The organism is Brachybacterium fresconis (genome assembly GCF_017876515.1).
In the GTDB taxonomy this organism is placed as follows: domain Bacteria; phylum Actinomycetota; class Actinomycetes; order Actinomycetales; family Dermabacteraceae; genus Brachybacterium; species Brachybacterium fresconis.
Genome location: NZ_JAGIOC010000001.1, coordinates 4,238,678 through 4,255,466, shown reverse-complemented (window position 1 = coordinate 4,255,466; position 16,789 = coordinate 4,238,678). Strand labels below are relative to the sequence as shown.

The following is a 16,789-nucleotide window of genomic DNA, read 5'->3' as shown; positions in this document are numbered from 1 at the left end:
GGCATGATGACCACGCCCCCGCCGCCGCGGCACCTCCCCCGCGGTACGTCCGCCGCCTCGGGAGGGCTGCTCGCCGGGAGGCGGGCCGCACGGATCCGTGCGATCGCGAACTCGAGCCAGCTGCCCCAGGAACGGGCGCTGGCGGACTCGATGGTGATGACGGCGTGGCTGACGGCCGCCCAGCGGGCCCGGTACGCGGTCTCCCTGCGCGCGGGCTCCCAGGTCGAGGACTTCATGGAGCGCCTGGCGGATGAGCGCCGGGTGGTGCTCGAGGAGGGTGCGGATCCGGTCGAGGACGAGCTCGCCTCCGCCGCGGAGGCCGAGCGCGCCGCCCGGCAGCTCCCGCTGCGGGTCCTCGAGGGGGCGCTGCTGCTGCTGGCTCTGGTCCTCGCCATCACCCTGGTCGTCCTGGGCCTGCGGGCCGACGGACTGAGCCGCTCGTCGCTGCCGCCGTCCGCCGGGCCGTTCCTGATCGGGGTCGCCGTCCTGGTGATCATCGCGGCGGTCGTCGGAACGGTCGCGAGCCGTCGTCGGGACCGGTCCCTGCTGGGCTGGGCCGTGGACCGGCCGGGTCAGCTGGGACGGGGCCTGCCGATGAGACGTCCGCTGCAGGGCGCATCGGCCGGTCCCGCGATCCTGAGCTCGCTGGGGCCCGCCGTGCTGGTGGGCCTGGGGATCATCGCGATCTGCGTGGGGGCGGCCGTGCTGCTGATCACGCTGCTGAGCCCGGACGCCGCGACCATGACCACCGCGGCGCTGTGGTCCCTGGGCGGCGGGGTGCTCGCGCTGCTGCTGGCGGTCCTCGCCGTGCAGCTGCGCGGTCGTCGGCTGGAGCAGATCGTGCGGCGGGAGCGGGCCGCGGAGTGGTTCGGGGACCTGCGGCCGACGCGGGAGGCGGACGTCGACGCGGACGAGGCCTGACCGCGGGCCCTTCGTCCTCACTCCCCCGCGGCGAGCCCTTCGTCCCGGGCGAAGCTCTCCCACCGCGCGGCGACCGGGACCCGCCGCAGGTCGGGCCCGAGCAGCGCCACGGCGGCACCGACCGCGGTGACGCCGGCGAACGCGAGCATCGTGATCAGCGGTCCGACGAGATCCAGCCCCCATCCCGCGACCGCGGGAGCGAGCGGCATCAGCCCCATCGCCACCAGTCCCATCAGCGAGCCGATCCGTCCCTGCATCGCCACCGGGGTGAGGTGCATGAAGAAACCCTGGGAGGCCGCGTTCAGCGGGGCGAGCCCGACTCCCATCACCGCGTAGGCCGCCCCGATCGCGATCATGCCCGGGGCGAGGGGGACGAACACCCCGACCACCGCGATCACCAGGACCGGGACGATCGTGAGCACGCCCGTGGGGACCCGCTCGACCAGACGGGGGGCCAGGATCGCGCCGAGCAGGATCGAGGCCGCCAGCACGGTGTTCAGCAGGCCGATCCTCCCGGCGGGGATGCCGTCCGCGGCGAGGTCCAGCAGCACGGTGAGGATCAGCCCGTTCGTGCCGAGGTTCACGGTGATCGCGACCCCCAGCAGCTGCAGCCGGATGCGTTGGGACAGGATCCAGGCGAAGGCCTCGCGCAGGTCGTCCCGCACCCGGGTCCGGACGGCGTCCTCGGCCCGCGGGCGGTAGCGGCCCCTCATGGCGAGGGTCGCGACGACGGACCCGATGTTGCCCAGCAGCTGCGCGAGCGGTGGGCAGAAGAGCGCGATCCCGACCAGGACGCCGCCGACGGGCCCGGAGATCATGTCCACGGCCGCGTCCCGCCCCTCGTTGACCGCGAAGGCCCGCGGCAGATGGGCGGGCGGGACGATCTGCTTGAGCATCGCATCCGACGCGCTGCCCAGCAGTGTGCCGCGGAACCGGTCGAGGAAGGCGATGACGGCGAGCGTCGGCACGCTCGCCCAGCCCATCAGCAGCACGGCGATCAGCACGGCCTGCATCAGCGCCCCGGTGCCGCCCGCGATCAGACGCAGTCGACGGCGCTCGCAGCGGTCGGCGAGCAGGCCGCCGGGGATCATCCCGATCAGGCCCCCGACCCCCTCGAGGAGCCCCACCAGACCGGTCGCCGCGAGCGACCCGGTGGCCAGGTACGTCACCAGCGGGAACGCGAAGACCCCGATGCTCGCGCCGAGGGCGAGCAGCACGTCCCCGATCAGCCAGCGGACGTATTCGGAGTTTCTGCGCAGCGTCGTCGCGGCGGGGGCAGTGGTCGTCATGGCGTGGACATTACTCGCGCACGTGATGTTGCGCAATGCCTCTTGCGCATCAGGTCGTGCACGAGTTCGTCCGTCCGTAGACTGCGGGCATGAGTGCTGGAGACGAGACGGGCGCCCCAGGGGCGAGCGGCGACGACACGATGCAGTCGGCCCAGCCCGCGACCCGTGCGCAGCTGCGGGCGCTGGCTCATCCCCTGCGCCTGGAGATCATCGACGAGGTGCGACGTCGCGGCACGGCCCGCGCCGCGGACGTGGCCGAGGGGCTCTCCCTGCCGGCGAACTCCGTGAGCTACCACCTGCGGATCCTCGCCCGTGGGGGCGTGCTCGAGGAGGCTCCCGAAGCCGCCCGCGACCGTCGCGACCGGGTGTGGCGGCTGACTCAGAAGACATTCGGCTTCGGGAGCGACACCGAGAGCCTCGACGATGCGGACGGCGCGGACCCCGAGTACATGGATGCCTCGGGCGCCACGTCGCTGGCCGCTGTCGACTGGATGCGCACGGCCTGGGCGCGCGAGGTCGCACGGTCGACCTCGCGCCCCACGACGCCGGGCGAGGGGCTGGGGTCGATGTACGCCGGAACGCTGCGCCTGTCGAGGGAGCAGGCCACCGCGCTGAATCGCACCGTCCAGAGCGAGATCACGCGGTACAGCGAGCTCAATCGCGATGAGCAGGGCGGAGACACCCCCGGCGACCCGGATTCCGAGGGGGAAGCACTGACGTATCGCGTCCTCTGGGCGGCCGTCGGCGAGCAGCACGCCGGCCCCGACGACGCGCCTCAGGGACGGCGCGGATAGGTCAGGGCGGCGGGGGGCATGGAGTTCAGCCGACAGCTCGACGCGTAGGGGCATTCGGCGCCGGCCCCCTCACTCCTCGACGGCCAGCCCCTCCTGGCGGGCGTAGTGCTCCCACTGCGGGGCGGTGGGGATCCGGCGCAGATCCGGCCCCAGCACCCCCACCAGTGCCCCCAGGACCAGGACCGCCGCGAAGACGAGCATGGTGGGGAAGACGCCCACGAGGTCCAGTCCCCAGCCGGCGACCGCCGGGGCCAGCGGCATCAGCGCCGAGGAGACAAGGCGCATCAGCGAGCTGACCCGCCCCTGCATCGCGATCGGCGTGATGTGGGTGAAGAACCCCTGGCTGGAGGCGTTGATCGCCGGCAGCCCGATCCCGAGGACGGCATAGGCCGCGCCGATCCAGAGCATGCCGGGGGCGAACGCGAGGAACACCCCGACCGCGGCCATCAGCAGCACCGGGACGATCGCCAGCGCCCCCGTCGGAACGGTGTCCACCAGGCGCGGCGCGAGGAACGCACCGAGCAGGATCGCCGCGGCCAGCACCGTGTTCAGCAGACCGATCGTCGCGGCCGGCACACCGTCGGAGGCCAGGTCCAGCAGCACGGCGAAGATCAGCCCGTTGGCGCCGAGGTTCACGGACGACGCGATCGCCAGCACCTGCATCCGGATGGGCTGCGAGATCATCCAGGAGAGCGCCTCGCGCAGGTCCTCCCCGACCTTCGTGTGCTCGGCACCTTCGGCGCGCGGATGGTACCGGCGCCGCATGGTGAGCGTCGCGGCGACCGAGCCGAGGTTGCCCAACAGCTGGGCCAGCGGGGGGAACACGATCGACAGGCCCAGCAGGGCACCGCCGAGGGGCCCGGAGGCCATCTCGACCGCGGCCTCCCGCCCCTGGTTGACCGAGACCGCCCGGGGCAGCTGCGTGGTCGGCACGATCTGCTTCAGCATGGCGTTGGAGGCGCTGCCCAGCAGCGTCTCGCGGAACCTGTCCGCGAACGCGAGCGCCGCGAGCACCACGGCGCCGGCCGCCCCCGTCAGCAGCACGAGAACCAGCACCGCCTGGACGATCGCACCGATCACCCCGGCCAGCAGTCGCAATCGTCGCCGCTCGACGCGATCGGCGAGCAGCCCGCCCGGGATCAGGCCGACCAGCGCGCCGGCGCCCTGGACCAGCGCCACCAGCCCGGTGATGCCCAGCGAATCGGTGACCATGAAGGTCACCAGCGGGAAGGCGAAGGCCCCGATGCCCGTTCCGATGTCGAGGAGGAGGTCCCCGATCAACCACCGGAGGTACTCAGGATTGCGCCGCAGCGGCGAAGGCGGGGCGGGGACGGTCATCCGCGTCGGCCCTCGGACCCCGATGTGCGGTTCGCCCCGACGGGCGGGACGGACGTGACCCGGCCTCGCTCGGCTCCGTAGACTCCAGGCATGACCACGACGACCCCTGATTCCTCCCCCACCCAGGCCTGGGGCATCGCGCTCACCACCCTTGGTGCCGACGGCTCGGTCCTGGACGCATGGTATCCCTCGCCGCAGCTCGGCGAGGCTCCTTCTGCGCCCCAGAATCATCCGCTGCACGCGCAGCTGACCGCCGCGGCCCGAGCCGACGAGGTGCGTGGCACCACGCAGGAGGTGATGGTGCGCGAGATCGAGCTGGGGGCCGCCCCGGCCGATGCCGCCGACGCCTACCTGCGTCTGCACCTGCTCTCCCATCGCCTGGTCCAGCCCAACGCCCAGAACCTCGAGGGCCTGTTCGGGAAGCTCACCAACGTGGTGTGGACCTCCGAGGGCCCCTGCGCCGTCCCCGGCTTCGAGGAGACCCGGCTGCGCCTGATCGCGGCGGGTCGTCGGCCCACCGTGCTGAGCGTCGACAAGTTCCCGCGGATGGTGGACTACGTGCTGCCCGTCGGCGTGCGCATCGGCGACGCCGACCGCGTGCGCCTGGGTGCGCATCTGGCCGAGGGCAGCACCGTCATGCACGAGGGCTTCGTGAACTTCAACGCCGGCACCCTCGGCTCCTCGATGATCGAGGGCCGCATCTCCCAGGGCGTCGTCGTGGGCGACGGCTCCGACGTCGGCGGCGGCGCCTCCACCATGGGAACCCTCTCCGGCGGCGGCACCGAGCGCGTCAGCATCGGACGTCGCTCCCTGGTCGGAGCCGAGGCCGGGGTCGGCATCGCCCTCGGCGACGACTGCGTGGTCGAGGCCGGGCTCTATGTCACGGCCGGCACGAAGGTGGAGCTCGTGGGCGAGGCCGGCGCGGAGGCGCACGTGGTCAAGGCGCGGGACCTCTCCGGCGTGGCCAACCTGCTGTTCCGTCGCAACTCGCTCAGCGGTGCGGTGCAGGCGGTGGCCCGCGAAGGCCAGACCGTCGCCCTCAACGCCGCGCTGCACGCGAACTGATCGAGAGGACGGACACCAGGTGGCGCGCGGCCGGGGTCGGCAGGGTTCGGCCGCTCGTCACCTCGTGGTCCCCCTGGTCATGGTGCTGATCTTCGCCGGGATAGCAGGTGGGTCCTACCTCGCCCTGCAGCGGTACGGGTCGCCCGCCCATGCGGGCACCTGCACCGCCAGCGGATTGGGCACGAGCCACCGCTACTCCACCGACCGCGCCGCGAACGCCGCGCTGATCAGCGCGATCGCCGTGGACCGCGGCCTGCCGCCGCGGGCGGCCTCGATCGCGCTGGCCACCGCGTACCAGGAATCACAGCTGCGCAACATCGATCACGGCGACCGCGACTCGCTCGGCCTGTTCCAGCAGCGTCCCTCCCAGGGCTGGGGCAGTGCGGCGCAGATCATGGACCCGATCTACTCCACCAACGCCTTCTACGACGAGCTCGAGACGATCGACGGGTACCCCGGCGCGGACATCAACGATGTCGCCCAGCGGGTCCAGCGCAGCGGCCACCCGGAGGCCTACCGGGATCACGAGACCGAGGGGCGGCTGTACGCCTCGGCGCTGACCGGGCAGAGCGGGGCGAACCTCGTGTGCACGCTGGGCCCTGTCGGCGCGACCGTCTCCCCCGGGCAGCTCCGCTCCGAGCTGGCCCGCCAGTTCCCGCGGCTGACGGACGCGGGCCGGGTCAGCTCCTCGCTGGCCGCCGCATCGGGGGCGGCTCCGCAGCTGCCGGTCGACGCGGGCGCGACGGCGCTGGTCATAGACACCCAGGGCGATACGGGCCTCGGCTGGGCCCTCGCGAACTGGGCGGTCGCGCGAGCGGCCGACGACGGCGTGGTCCAGGTGTCCTACCAGGGCCGGGTCTGGGACCGCTCGCTGCGCGGCAAGGACGCCGCCGCCTGGTCCTCCCTCGACGGCGGCGACCCCGAGCGCGTGGTCGTGCTGGTCAGCGGTCAGTGACCCGCCGCAGCGACGGAGACGACGGTCCTGACGCAGTGGTGCCGGCTCAGCGGTCCTGACTCAGCGGACCTGGCTCGCGGTCCTGACTCAGCGATCCAGGCTCGATGATCCGCGCTCAGTGGTCCAGGCGGTGCTCCTTGGCGAGCTGCTCCTGGTGCGCACGACGCTCCTCGTCCAGCTCGGTCGCGAGCTGCTCGAGGCGCAGCTCGGTGGTGCCGGTACGGGTCTCCATCGGCACGTACTCGCGCTCGGCGTGCCCGGTGTAGATCTGCCGCGGGCGGCCGATCTTGGTCTCCGGGTCGTGGACCATCTCCTGCCACTGGGCGATCCAGCCGGGCAGGCGGCCGATGGCGAACAGCACGGTGAACATGTGCGTGGGGAAGCCGATGGCCTTGTAGATCAGCCCGGTGTAGAAGTCGACGTTCGGGTAGAGCTTGCGCTCGACGAAGTAGTCGTCCTGCAGCGCGATCTCCTCGAGCTTCATGGCCAGCTCGAGCTGCTCGTCGTGCACCCCGAGACGCTCCAGGACGTCGTCGGCGATCTTCTTGACGAACTTCGCGCGGGGGTCGTAGTTCTTGTAGACCCGGTGCCCGAAGCCCATCAGGCGGATCCCGTCCTCCTTGTTCTTCACCTTCTCCATGAAGGCCTTCGGGTCGAGATCCCGGGTCCTGATCTCGTCGAGCATCTCCATCACGGCCGCGTTGGCGCCGCCGTGAGCGGGGCCCGACAGGGCGCCGATGCCGGCGGAGATCGAGGTGAACAGGTTCGCCTGGGCGGAGCCGACCAGGCGCACCGCAGACGTGGAGCAGTTCTGCTCGTGGTCGGCGTGGAGGATCAGCAGCTGCTCCATGGCGCGGACCACGACCGGGTCGGCCACGTACTCCTCGACGGGGAAGCCGAAGGTCAGCCGCAGGAAGTTCTCGATCAGGGAGAGCCGGTTGTCCGGGTACAGCAGGGCGTGGCCCTGGGCGATGCGGTGGGCGTAGGCGGCCATCGTCGGCACCTTCGCCAGCAGGCGCACGGTCGACAGCCGGGTCTGCTCCATGTCGAAGGGGTCCAGGGAGTCCTGGTAGAAGGTCGACAGGCCCGAGACCCCGGCCTGCAGCACCGCCATCGGGTGGGCGTCGCGCGGGTAGCCGTCGAACATCCGCTTGAAGCGCTCGTCGAGCAGGGTGCGCCGCTCGACCTGCGCCTCGAAGTTCTCCAGCTGGCCCTTGGTGGGCAGCTCGCCGTTGATCAGCAGGTAGCTGACCTCGAGGAAGGAGGACTTCTCGGCCAGCTGCTCGATGGGGTACCCGCGGTAGCGCAGGATACCCGCCTCGCCGTCGATGTAGGTGATCGCGGACTTGGCGTTCGCGGTGTTCATGAAACCGGGGTCGTAGGTGACGTCCCCGGTCTCCTTGCGCAGCGGTCCGATCGTGATGCCGGAGTTGCCCTCGACGGCGGGGATGATCGGGAGGTCGAGGGACTTCTCCCGGACCGTGAGCTGTGCAGTCGACGTCGCGTCGTGATCCATGGGCTCTCCGTTGTGCAGTGTCGGATCGGTGGGTGCGCCGGTGGCGCGGGTCTCAGGGGCGGGCGAGGCGCCGGGCGGCGGCGGTGATCCGCTCGTCGGTCGCGGTGAGGGCGACGCGGACGACGTCCCCGCCCCCTTCACCATAGAACATCCCCGGGGCGACCAGGATCCCGAGGTCGGCGAGGCGATCGACCGTGGTCATCGCCTCCTCGCCGAAGCCGGTCCAGAGGTACAGGCCGGCCTGGGAGCCGTGGATCGTGCCCCCGGCTGCGCGCAGCGCGGGCTCGAGGACCTCGCGACGACAGCGGTAGACCTCGCGCTGGGCGGCGACCGCGGCGTCGTCCCCGAGGGCGACGGTCATCGCCTCCTGGATCGGGGCGGGGAGCATCATCCCCGCCTGCTTGCGCACGGCGAGCAGCTCTCCCACCAGCGCGGGGTCCCCGGCGACGAAAGCCGCCCGATAGCCGGCGAGGTTGGACTGCTTCGACAGCGAGTACACGCACAGCACGTCGGCCAGCGAACCGGCGTTGACCCGGGGGTCCAGCACCGAGGGGACCTCGTCGACGGTCCACGGCAGCAGGGCGTAGCACTCGTCGGAGGCGACGATGATCCCCCGGGCGCGGGCCCAGGCGACGATCGCGGCCATCTGCTCGGCTGCGAGCACCTCGCCGGTGGGATTCGACGGGGAGTTCAGCCACAGCAGGCGGATCCGGCTCGCGGCCGACGGATCGGGCAGCGCGTCGTCGCCCCGGGAGGCGAGGTCGGCCAGGTCCAGGGGGAGCGCGTCGGCACCGACGAAGCGGGCGCCCATGTCGTAGGTCGGGTAGGCGATCGCGGGGAAGGCGACGATCTCCCCGGGGCCGATGCCGAGCTGGAAGGGCAGGTGGGCGACCAGCTCCTTGGAGCCGACCGTCGGCAGCACGCCGTCGACGTCGAGCTCGGCGGGGGCGCCGCGGTGGCGGCGGACGAAGTCGACCAGGGCCTCGCGCAGTGCGGGGGTGCCGATCGTGGTCGGGTACCCGGGACGGTCTGCGGCCTCGGCCAGCGCGGCCTGCACGGAGGCGGGCGTGGGGTCGACGGGGGTGCCGACGGAGAGGTCGACGATCCCGTCCGCATGCGCGGCGGCCCGCTGCTTCGCGGCGGTCAGGGCATCCCAGGGGAAGGCGGGCAGGCGTGCGGCGAGGCCGCGGCGGGCAGCGGCGGGTGGGGCCGGAGTGGTGGCTGCCACGACTCAGGCCAGGGGGTTGGGCTGGATCGGAAGGGCTTCGATGATCGGGTGGTCGGAGTCGATCACGCCCATCTTGGCGGCGCCGCCGGGCGCTCCCAGGTCATCGAAGAACTCGACGTTGGCCTTGTAGTACTCGGCCCACTGGTCCGGGGTGTCGTCCTCGTAGAAGATGGCCTCGACGGGGCAGACGGGCTCGCAGGCACCGCAGTCCACGCACTCGTCCGGTTGGATGTACAGCATCCGGTTGCCCTCGTAGATGCAGTCCACGGGGCACTCGTCGACGCAGGCACGGTCCTTCACGTCGACGCAGGGCAGGGCGATGACGTACGTCATGGGGCAGCATCCTTCCGTCCGGGAGACACCCCCATCCTCTCATCCTCCTGCCGCAGGGGCCTGCCCTGCCCCGGCCCGCCCGGCGGACGTGATGCGAGGAACATCGGGCGCGGGCACCGGCAGCTGCCCGATAGCCTCGAGGAATGACGATCCGCGATGAGCACCGCCGGCGTGCCGGCTGGGCGCCCTTCCTCCGCGCCGGGACCCGGGTGGTGCTGCGCTATGCGATCGATCGCGAGGCCTCCCCGCACGGGGAGTCGATGACCGATGCGCTGGGCACGATCCAGACGGCCGATGAGACCGAGGTGCGGGTGATGACCCGTCGGGGTCAGGTGCGCGTGCCGCGGAGGCTGGTCATCGCGGCGAAGGAGGTCCCGCCCCCGCCGACGCGCCCTGCGGCGCGCGAGACGCCCTGAGGATGTAGTCCGCGCCCGAGAGCACGTGCAGGCCCACCGCGATCCACACCAGCACCCGCCCGGCGTCGAGCAGTCCCGGCGCCCAGGCCGCCGCGGCCACCAGCAGGAAGATCGAGGTCATCAGGACCGCGGTGCGGATCTTGCCGAGGACCGAGACCTCGATGCGACCGCGAAGGGCGGCACGGGAGGCCAGCACCGTGGTGGCGAGATCGACGATGATGATGATCGCCAGCGCCGCCCAGGGCAGCAGGTCGACCAGCGCGAGGGTCGCCGCGATCGCCGCCAGCCCCAGCCGGTCCGCGATCGGGTCCATGATCTCCCCGGTGCGGCTGCGCTGGTCCAGGGCGCGGGCGAGCAGCCCGTCGACCCAGTCCGTGCACGCCCACGCCAGCAGCAGCACGACGGCGAGGGTGCCGGCGCCGTCCCACAGCAGCACGCAGACCGGGGCGAGCAGGGCGAAGCGGGCGAGGGTGATCAGGTTCGGGATCGTCGCCCAGTCGCGGCGCCGGGTGGGGCTCATCGCCGCCGCTGTCGCCAGGCCCGGCCCACGGTGATGAGCAGGGCGGCCAGGAAGGGGATCCCGATCCCGAGCCCCTGGACGATCCAGCCGGCGAGCTGGAGCCGGCCGGCGATCTCGGCGGGCATCAGGACGCCGCCGCCGGCCCCGTGGCCGAGGAACGGCAGGGCCGCCAGCCCCCACAGGGCGCCGACCACGATCAGCGGCAGCCGGGACCCGGTGGCCGCGTACAGGAACACGCAGGTGACGATCTGGAACGCGCCGCCGAAGATCAGGCCCACGGGCAGGTCCACCCCGCCGAGGGCCAGCCGCATCCGATGCGTGGTGAGCATCAGCAGCACCGAGAGCACCGTGAGGACGACTCCCAGCACGCCCTGGGTGATCCGGGCGCTCGGGGAGGTCGTCTCGACCACGGTCCCGCGGTGGCGCGCGTCCGTCACCGCATCACTTCCCGGACTTGGCCTTCGAGCGCGCGCGGTGACGCTCGGTGGCATCGAGGATGACCTTGCGGATGCGCACGACCGCCGGGGTGACCTCGACGCACTCGTCCTCGGCCGTGAACTCGAGGGACTCCTCGAGGGTCAGCCGTCGCGGCGGGACGAGGTTCTCGAACGACTCCGAGGAGGCTGCGCGCATGTTCGTCAGCTTCTTCTCCTTGGTGATGTTCACGTCCATGTCCTCGTTGCGCGAGTTCTCGCCGACGATCTGGCCGGTGTAGACCTCGGAGGTGGGCTCGACGAAGAACGAGCCGCGCTCCTGGAGGTTGATCATCGCGAACGGCGTGACGTTGCCGGCGCGGTCGGCGACCAGCGAGCCGGTGGAGCGGAACTCGATGGTCCCCATCCAGGGCTCGAAGCCGTCGGCGTACGAGGCGGCGATGCCGTTGCCGCGGGTCTCGGTCATGAATCGCGTGCGGAAGCCGATCAGGCCGCGTGCGGGCACCGTGAACTCCATGCGCACCCAGCCGGAGCCGTGGTTGCTCATGGTCTCCATGCGGCCCTTGCGCGAGGCCATCAGCTGGGTGACCGTGCCGAGGTACTCCTCGGGGACGTCGATCGTCATCCGCTCGACGGGCTCGTGGATGGTGCCGTCGATCTCGCGGGTGAGCACCTTGGGCTTGCCGACGGTCAGCTCGAAGCCCTCGCGGCGCATCTGCTCGACCAGGATGGACAGCGCCAGCTCGCCGCGGCCCTGGACCTCCCAGGCGTCGGGCCGCTCGGTGGGCAGCACCTTCAGCGAGACGTTGCCGACCAGCTCGGAGTCCAGCCGGTCCTTGACCTGGCGGGCGGTGAGCTTGTGCCCCTTGGCGTTCTTGCCGGCCAGCGGGGAGGTGTTGATGCCGATGGTCATCGAGATCGCGGGATCGTCGATGGTGATCAGCGGCAGGGGGCGCGGGTCCGCGAGGTCGGCGAGGGTCTCGCCGATCATGATCTCGGGGATCCCGGCGACGGCGACGATGTCGCCCGGCCGGGCGGCGTCGGTCATCGGCTCGCGGGCCAGGCCCTTGGTCTCCAGCAGCTCGGTGATCTTGACCTGCTTGGTCCCGCCGTCGCGGGTGCACCAGGCGACCTGCTGGCCCTTGCGCAGCTCTCCGTTCTTGATGCGCAGCAGCGCCAGGCGGCCCAGGAACGGGGAGGCGTCGAGGTTGGTGACGTGGGCCTGCAGCGGCACCTCGTCGTCGTAGCTCGGCGCCGGGATCGACTCGAGGATGGTCTTGAACAGCGGCTCGACGTTCTCCTCCGCCGGCAGCTCGCCGTCGGCCGGCTGCGTGGTCGAGGCGCGTCCGGCCTTGCCGGAGGCGTAGACGACGGGGACGTCCAGCACGGCGTCGAGGTCGACGTCGTCGGTCTCCTCGGCCAGGTCCGAGGCCAGTCCCAGCAGCAGGTCGGTGGACTCGCTGACGACGTCCTCGATCCGGGCGTCGGGGCGGTCGACCTTGTTGACCACGAGGATCACGGGCAGCTTCGCGGCCAGCGCCTTGCGCAGCACGAAGCGGGTCTGCGGCAGCGGTCCCTCCGAGGAGTCCACCAGCAGCACGACGCCGTCGACCATGGACAGACCGCGCTCGACCTCGCCGCCGAAGTCGGCGTGGCCGGGGGTGTCGATGACGTTGATGGTGATGCCGTCGGGCTCCCCCGCCTCGGCGGCCGACGGTCCGGTGTACCGGATCGCCGTGTTCTTCGCGAGGATCGTGATGCCCTTCTCGCGCTCCAGCTCGCCGGAGTCCATGGCCCGCTCGTCGTGCGTGTCGTGGTCGCCGAAGGCGCCGCTCTGGGTGAGCATGGCGTCGACGAGGGTGGTCTTCCCGTGGTCGACGTGGGCGACGATGGCGACGTTTCGCAGGTCGGTGCGGAGGCGGGGAGTCATACGCAGGTGCTCGTTTCAGGTTGCGCGGCGGGTCGGGGACCGTGCAGCGCCCGGCCGCACCGGGGTGCGGCCCGCTCCAAGGCCCCCGTGAGTCTATCCGCCTGCGCCGCATCGGTCAGCGGGCAGCCGGTGAGACCTTCGACGCCCTGGCGGTCAGCCCCCGGCACCCAGGGTGATGCCGCGGCCCGGGATCGCCTCCAGCAGTCGCCGGGTGTACTCCTGCTGGGGGTCGGTGAAGACCTGCTCCGTGCGGGCGTGCTCGACGACCTTCCCGTGCTCCATCACCATCACGTCGTCGGCGATCTGGCGCACGACGGCGAGATCGTGGGTGATGAAGATGTAGGACAGATCGAGCTCGTCCTGCAGATCGCCCAGCAGCTTGAGCACCTGGTCCTGCACCAGGACGTCGAGCGCCGAGACGGCCTCGTCGAGCACCAGCACGTCGGGGCGCAGGGCGAGCGCACGGGCGACGGCGACGCGCTGCCGCTGCCCTCCGGAGAGCTCGTTGGGGTAGCGCTGCATGGTCGCCGCCGGCAGCGAGACCTGGTCCAGCAGCTGGCGGACCCGGGCCTCCCGCTCGGAATGCTTGGTCACGCCGTGCAGCCGCAGGGGCTCCTCGATCGTGCGGAAGATCGAGTAGGTGGGGTCGATCGAGCCGTAGGGGTTCTGGAACACCGGCTGCAGGCGGCGTCGCAGCTGCTTCAGCTCGGCGCCCTGGTAGGTCGTGATGTCCTTGCCCTCGAAGAGCACCCGCCCGGAGGTGGGCTCCAGGAGCTTGAGGACCATCTGGGCGACGGTGGACTTGCCCGAACCGGACTCCCCCACGATCGCCGTGGTGGTCCCCCGCTCCAGGTCGAAGGAGACCGAGTCGACCGCGGTGAACGGCGTGCTCTTCCAGGGAACGGATCCACGGATGTCGAACACCTTGGAGAGGTCCTGGACCTGGATCATCAGGTCGGGATCGACGTCGCCGTACCCGAACTCCGGTGCCTCGTGCTCTGGTGCTCCCTGCTCGCGTGCTCCGTGCTCACCGGGGGCGGCCTGCTCGGCGGGGGCGCCGCCGTCCTCCCGCCGCGGAGTCCGCTCGCGCACCTCGGCGCGGTCGGAGCCGGAGATCAGTCGCTGGGAGGCCAGCGACGGTGCCGCGCTGATCAGGCGCCTGGTGTACGGATGCTGGGGGTTCTGGAGGATCTCCAGCGCCGGGCCGGATTCCACCACGCGCCCGCGGTACATGACCACGACGTGCTGGGCCCGCTCGGCGGCCAGGCCCAGGTCGTGGGTGATCAGCAGGACGGCGACGCCGAGCTGACCGGTCAGCGTATCGAGGTGGTCCAGGATCTGACGCTGGACGGTCACGTCGAGGGCGCTGGTGGGCTCGTCGGCGATCAGCAGGGACGGACGCGCCGCGAGACCCATGGCGATCAGGGCGCGCTGGCGCATGCCGCCGGAGAATTCGTGCGGGTACTGCTTCGCACGCCGCTCCGCGTCCGGCAGTCCGGCCTCCTCGAGCAGCTCGACGACGCGGCGGTCGGCCTCCTTGCCCTTGGCGACCTTGTTGGCGGTCAGCGCCTCCTTGATCTGGAAGCCGATCTTCCACAGCGGGTTCAGATTCGACATCGGATCCTGCGGGACCATGCCGATCTCATCGCCCCGCAGCTGGCGGATCCGCTTGCCGGAGGCCTTCGAGACATCCTCGTCCTGGAAGGAGATGCTCCCCGAGCTGACGCGGCCGTTGGAGGCCAACAGGCCCGCGACGGCCATCGCGGTGGTGGTCTTGCCGGAGCCGGACTCCCCGACGATCGCCACGGTCTGACCGGCATACACGGTCAGGTTCGCACCGCGAACCGCCGGCACGTCGCCGCCGGAGGTCGTGAAGGTGATGTCGAGGTCGCTGATCTCGAGCAAGGGACGGTCCTGGGCCCACTCGTGGACCGCGCCGGCGGCGCCGCCCTCGGCGGGGTGGATCGTGTCGAGGTCCACCTCCGCGGCCGCCTCGTCGTCCGCTGTCTGCGGCTCGACCGGCGAGGTGCGGTGCTCGTCGACGGGCTCGCCGTCGGTGTGCGGGAAGTTCGGATCGTAGCTCATCGCTTCTTCGTCTTCGGGTCGAGGGCGTCACGCACGGCATCTCCCAGCATGATGAAGCTGAGGATCGTGATGGCGAGGGCTCCGGAGGGGTAGAACAGCAGTTCGGGGCGGACTCTCAGCGCGCCCTGCGCGGTCGAGATGTCCGTGCCCCACGAGATGGTGGAGGCCGGGAGTCCGACGCCCAGGAAGGACAGGGTCGCCTCGAGGACGATGTAGACGCCCAGGTTCACCATCGCGGTGACGATCACCGGCGCGATCGCGTTGGGCACGACGTGGCGGAACAGATTCTGCATGGACGTGGCCCCCAACGCCTTGGAGGCGGCGATGAATTCGGAGTTCATCACGCTCATGACGCTGCCGCGGGCGATGCGGGCGATCGCGGTCCAGCCGAACGCGACCAGGATCAGCGCCAGCGTGATGGCGTTGAGCTCGAAGAGCTGGCCGACGACGATCGCGGCCAGGATCAGCGGGATCGCGAAGAAGATGTCCGTCAGGCGGGAGAGGATCGCGTCGATCCACCCGCCGAACCAGCCGGCCACGGATCCGATCAGCCCGCCCAGGACGAACACGCCGATCGTGGTGACCACGCCGACGATGACCGAGGGGCGCGCACCGAAGATGACGCGGGAGTACACGTCGCAGCCCTGCCGGTCGAACCCGAAGGGATGCCCGGGCTCCGGATCGCCGTAGTTGTCGGCCAGGTTGCAGGCGCCCTGGGAGTACGGATCCAAGTCGGTGAACAGGCGGGGGAAGACGGCGACGGTCACCACCATGGCGATGAGGATCGCCGAGACGATGAACAGCGGATTGCGCCGCAGATCGCGCCAGGCCTGCGACCAGAGGGAGCGCGGCTTGACGTCGGTGTTGAGAGTGTCGACCGCGAGGAGCGGGGTCTCGTCGACCGGAGCGACGAAGTGCTCCTGGCCGCGGCGCACCGTGGCGCCGCTGGTGTCACGTGCGTGCGTCATAGCGGATCCTCGGGTCGAGAAGTGCATACAGCAGATCGATGATCAGGTTCGAGACGATGAAGATGATGACCAGCAGCGTCACCATCGAGACCATCTTCGTGCTCTCCCCGCGCTGGATCGCGTCGAAGAGGTGGAAGCCGAGTCCGGGAATGTTGAAGATCCCCTCCGTCACGATCGCGCCGCCCATCAGCTGCCCCAGGTCGACGCCGAGGAAGGTGATGACGGGGATCAGCGAGTTGCGCAGGATGTGGACGTTGATCACGCGGGGGCGGGAGAGGCCCTTGGCCGTGGCCGTGCGGACGTGGTCGGCGGTCATCGTCTCGGTGATCTGGGTGCGCGTCAGGCGCAGCACGTAGGCGAAGCTGACCGCGCCCAGCACCATGCCGGGCAGCAGCAGCGTCCCCCAGGTGACATCCGCGCCGACGTTGATCGTCACCCATCCCAGCTTCACCCCGAAGACGAACTGGGCGACGAAGCCGATCACGAAGGTCGGGACGGCGATCACCAGGATGGAGGTGACCAGCAGCGTCGTATCGATCCAGGTGCCCTTGCGCAGTCCGGATACGACGCCGCCGAGGATGCCGAGCACCGCTTCGAAGATGATCGCGATGACCGCGAGCCGCGCGGTCACCGGGAAGGCGCTGCGGATGTCGTCGATGACGGGTCGACCGGCGAAGGTCGTGCCGAAGTCGCCCTGGACCAGTCCCTGCAGGTAGAGGAAGTACTGGGTGAGCAGTGGTTCGTCGAGGTTGTACTCCGCGCGGAGACGATCCTGCACCGCGGGCGAGAGCGGCTTGTTGCCGCCGAGCGCCGCGATGGGGTCTCCGGGCATCGAGAACACCAGGAAGTACACCAGGAACGTCGCGCCGAAGAAGACGGGGATCATCTGCAGCACGCGCCGGATGACATACCAGGCCATGCGTTGCACCTTTGCGTGGTTCGGGCGCGCCGGGACGGAGTGTGCCGTGCGGCGCGCGGGGGGTATTCCGGGTCACCC

The 16,789-nt window shown here is 71.1% G+C and carries 16 protein-coding genes; 5 read left to right on the top strand and 11 right to left on the bottom strand.

What is annotated here, in order from left to right; genetic code table 11:
• Window positions 1–3: 3 nt before the first annotated feature.
• Entirely contained in the window at window positions 4–921 is a 918-nt protein-coding gene (locus JOF44_RS18865) for a hypothetical protein (RefSeq protein WP_209895090.1), read from the top strand.
• 17 nt (window positions 922–938) lie between these two features.
• Here JOF44_RS18865 and JOF44_RS18860 read toward each other — a convergent pair whose 3' ends face one another.
• Window positions 939–2,210, bottom strand: coding sequence for an MFS transporter (locus JOF44_RS18860; RefSeq protein ID WP_209895088.1), 1,272 nt, complete (start codon window positions 2,208–2,210; stop codon window positions 939–941).
• A gap of 89 nt (window positions 2,211–2,299) precedes the next feature.
• Here JOF44_RS18860 and JOF44_RS18855 point away from each other — a divergent pair, with 89 nt between their 5' ends.
• Window positions 2,300–3,004 carry a winged helix-turn-helix domain-containing protein gene (locus JOF44_RS18855; RefSeq protein ID WP_209895086.1) on the top strand — a complete coding sequence of 235 codons (705 nt, stop codon included), beginning with the start codon at window positions 2,300–2,302 and terminating at the stop codon, window positions 3,002–3,004.
• A gap of 69 nt (window positions 3,005–3,073) precedes the next feature.
• Here JOF44_RS18855 and JOF44_RS18850 read toward each other — a convergent pair whose 3' ends face one another.
• Window positions 3,074–4,342 carry an MFS transporter gene (locus JOF44_RS18850; RefSeq protein WP_209895084.1) on the bottom strand — a complete coding sequence of 423 codons (1,269 nt, stop codon included), beginning with the start codon at window positions 4,340–4,342 and terminating at the stop codon, window positions 3,074–3,076.
• Window positions 4,343–4,432: 90 nt separating this feature from the next.
• On the opposite strand from JOF44_RS18850, the gene dapD reads away from it, so the two are divergent.
• Both dapD and JOF44_RS18840 read left to right on the top strand, forming a co-directional pair.
• Complete coding sequence (gene dapD, locus JOF44_RS18845; protein WP_209895082.1) at window positions 4,433–5,407, top strand: 2,3,4,5-tetrahydropyridine-2,6-dicarboxylate N-succinyltransferase; 975 nt, start codon at window positions 4,433–4,435, stop codon at window positions 5,405–5,407.
• A 79-nt stretch (window positions 5,408–5,486) separates the two neighbouring features.
• On the top strand, window positions 5,487–6,362 hold the full coding sequence (locus JOF44_RS18840) for a hypothetical protein (protein WP_245349609.1): 876 nt from the start codon (window positions 5,487–5,489) through the stop codon (window positions 6,360–6,362).
• 115 nt (window positions 6,363–6,477) lie between these two features.
• Here the strand turns inward: JOF44_RS18840 and JOF44_RS18835 are convergent, their stop codons facing one another.
• Genes JOF44_RS18835 through fdxA form a run of 3 tightly spaced genes read right to left on the bottom strand, consistent with a single transcriptional unit; the run spans window position 6,478 to window position 9,439 of the window.
• Window positions 6,478–7,878: a citrate synthase gene (locus JOF44_RS18835; RefSeq protein ID WP_209895078.1), complete on the bottom strand. Its 1,401-nt coding sequence runs from the start codon at window positions 7,876–7,878 to the stop codon at window positions 6,478–6,480.
• A 52-nt stretch (window positions 7,879–7,930) separates the two neighbouring features.
• Window positions 7,931–9,106 carry a succinyldiaminopimelate transaminase gene (dapC, locus tag JOF44_RS18830; protein ID WP_342591849.1) on the bottom strand — a complete coding sequence of 392 codons (1,176 nt, stop codon included), beginning with the start codon at window positions 9,104–9,106 and terminating at the stop codon, window positions 7,931–7,933.
• 3 nt (window positions 9,107–9,109) lie between these two features.
• Window positions 9,110–9,439: a ferredoxin gene (gene fdxA, locus JOF44_RS18825; RefSeq protein ID WP_209895071.1), complete on the bottom strand. Its 330-nt coding sequence runs from the start codon at window positions 9,437–9,439 to the stop codon at window positions 9,110–9,112.
• 143 nt (window positions 9,440–9,582) lie between these two features.
• Between fdxA and JOF44_RS18820 the strand changes: the two genes are divergently transcribed.
• Window positions 9,583–9,855, top strand: coding sequence for a putative acetyltransferase (locus JOF44_RS18820; protein ID WP_209895069.1), 273 nt, complete (start codon window positions 9,583–9,585; stop codon window positions 9,853–9,855).
• Here JOF44_RS18820 and JOF44_RS18815 read toward each other — a convergent pair.
• From JOF44_RS18815 to JOF44_RS18790, 6 genes are all read right to left on the bottom strand, one after another.
• Window positions 9,794–10,375, bottom strand: a complete 582-nt coding sequence (locus tag JOF44_RS18815) for a CDP-alcohol phosphatidyltransferase family protein (RefSeq protein ID WP_209895066.1) — start codon at window positions 10,373–10,375, stop codon at window positions 9,794–9,796. The genes JOF44_RS18820 and JOF44_RS18815 overlap by 62 nt on opposite strands.
• Entirely contained in the window at window positions 10,372–10,812 is a 441-nt protein-coding gene (locus JOF44_RS18810) for a hypothetical protein (protein WP_209895064.1), read from the bottom strand. The genes JOF44_RS18815 and JOF44_RS18810 overlap by 4 nt, the downstream gene beginning before the upstream one ends.
• Window positions 10,813–10,816: 4 nt before the next feature.
• Complete coding sequence (typA, locus tag JOF44_RS18805; protein ID WP_209895062.1) at window positions 10,817–12,739, bottom strand: translational GTPase TypA; 1,923 nt, start codon at window positions 12,737–12,739, stop codon at window positions 10,817–10,819.
• Between the two features lie 153 nt (window positions 12,740–12,892).
• Complete coding sequence (locus JOF44_RS18800) at window positions 12,893–14,824, bottom strand: dipeptide ABC transporter ATP-binding protein (protein WP_209895059.1); 1,932 nt, start codon at window positions 14,822–14,824, stop codon at window positions 12,893–12,895.
• On the bottom strand, window positions 14,821–15,792 hold the full coding sequence (locus JOF44_RS18795; RefSeq protein ID WP_209895057.1) for an ABC transporter permease: 972 nt from the start codon (window positions 15,790–15,792) through the stop codon (window positions 14,821–14,823). Before JOF44_RS18795 ends, JOF44_RS18800 begins: the two co-directional genes overlap by 4 nt.
• Window positions 15,776–16,711: an ABC transporter permease gene (locus JOF44_RS18790; RefSeq protein ID WP_209895055.1), complete on the bottom strand. Its 936-nt coding sequence runs from the start codon at window positions 16,709–16,711 to the stop codon at window positions 15,776–15,778. Before JOF44_RS18790 ends, JOF44_RS18795 begins: the two co-directional genes overlap by 17 nt.
• Window positions 16,712–16,789 lie beyond the last annotated feature (78 nt).

Excerpts from the sequence above, each read along its gene's own strand:
- JOF44_RS18865 (WP_209895090.1), top strand. The coding sequence starts at position 4 with ATGATGACCACGCCCCCGCCGCCGCGGCACCTCCCCCGCGGTACGTCC.
- JOF44_RS18860 (WP_209895088.1), bottom strand. The coding sequence starts at position 2,210 with ATGACGACCACTGCCCCCGCCGCGACGACGCTGCGCAGAAACTCCGAA.
- JOF44_RS18855 (WP_209895086.1), top strand. The coding sequence starts at position 2,300 with ATGAGTGCTGGAGACGAGACGGGCGCCCCAGGGGCGAGCGGCGACGAC.
- JOF44_RS18850 (WP_209895084.1), bottom strand. The coding sequence starts at position 4,342 with ATGACCGTCCCCGCCCCGCCTTCGCCGCTGCGGCGCAATCCTGAGTAC.
- dapD (WP_209895082.1), top strand. The coding sequence starts at position 4,433 with ATGACCACGACGACCCCTGATTCCTCCCCCACCCAGGCCTGGGGCATC.
- JOF44_RS18840 (WP_245349609.1), top strand. The coding sequence starts at position 5,487 with ATGGTGCTGATCTTCGCCGGGATAGCAGGTGGGTCCTACCTCGCCCTG.
- JOF44_RS18835 (WP_209895078.1), bottom strand. The coding sequence starts at position 7,878 with ATGGATCACGACGCGACGTCGACTGCACAGCTCACGGTCCGGGAGAAG.
- fdxA (WP_209895071.1), bottom strand. The coding sequence starts at position 9,439 with ATGACGTACGTCATCGCCCTGCCCTGCGTCGACGTGAAGGACCGTGCC.
- JOF44_RS18820 (WP_209895069.1), top strand. The coding sequence starts at position 9,583 with ATGACGATCCGCGATGAGCACCGCCGGCGTGCCGGCTGGGCGCCCTTC.
- JOF44_RS18815 (WP_209895066.1), bottom strand. The coding sequence starts at position 10,375 with ATGAGCCCCACCCGGCGCCGCGACTGGGCGACGATCCCGAACCTGATC.
- typA (WP_209895062.1), bottom strand. The coding sequence starts at position 12,739 with ATGACTCCCCGCCTCCGCACCGACCTGCGAAACGTCGCCATCGTCGCC.
- JOF44_RS18800 (WP_209895059.1), bottom strand. The coding sequence starts at position 14,824 with ATGAGCTACGATCCGAACTTCCCGCACACCGACGGCGAGCCCGTCGAC.
- JOF44_RS18795 (WP_209895057.1), bottom strand. The coding sequence starts at position 15,792 with ATGACGCACGCACGTGACACCAGCGGCGCCACGGTGCGCCGCGGCCAG.
- JOF44_RS18790 (WP_209895055.1), bottom strand. The coding sequence starts at position 16,711 with ATGGCCTGGTATGTCATCCGGCGCGTGCTGCAGATGATCCCCGTCTTC.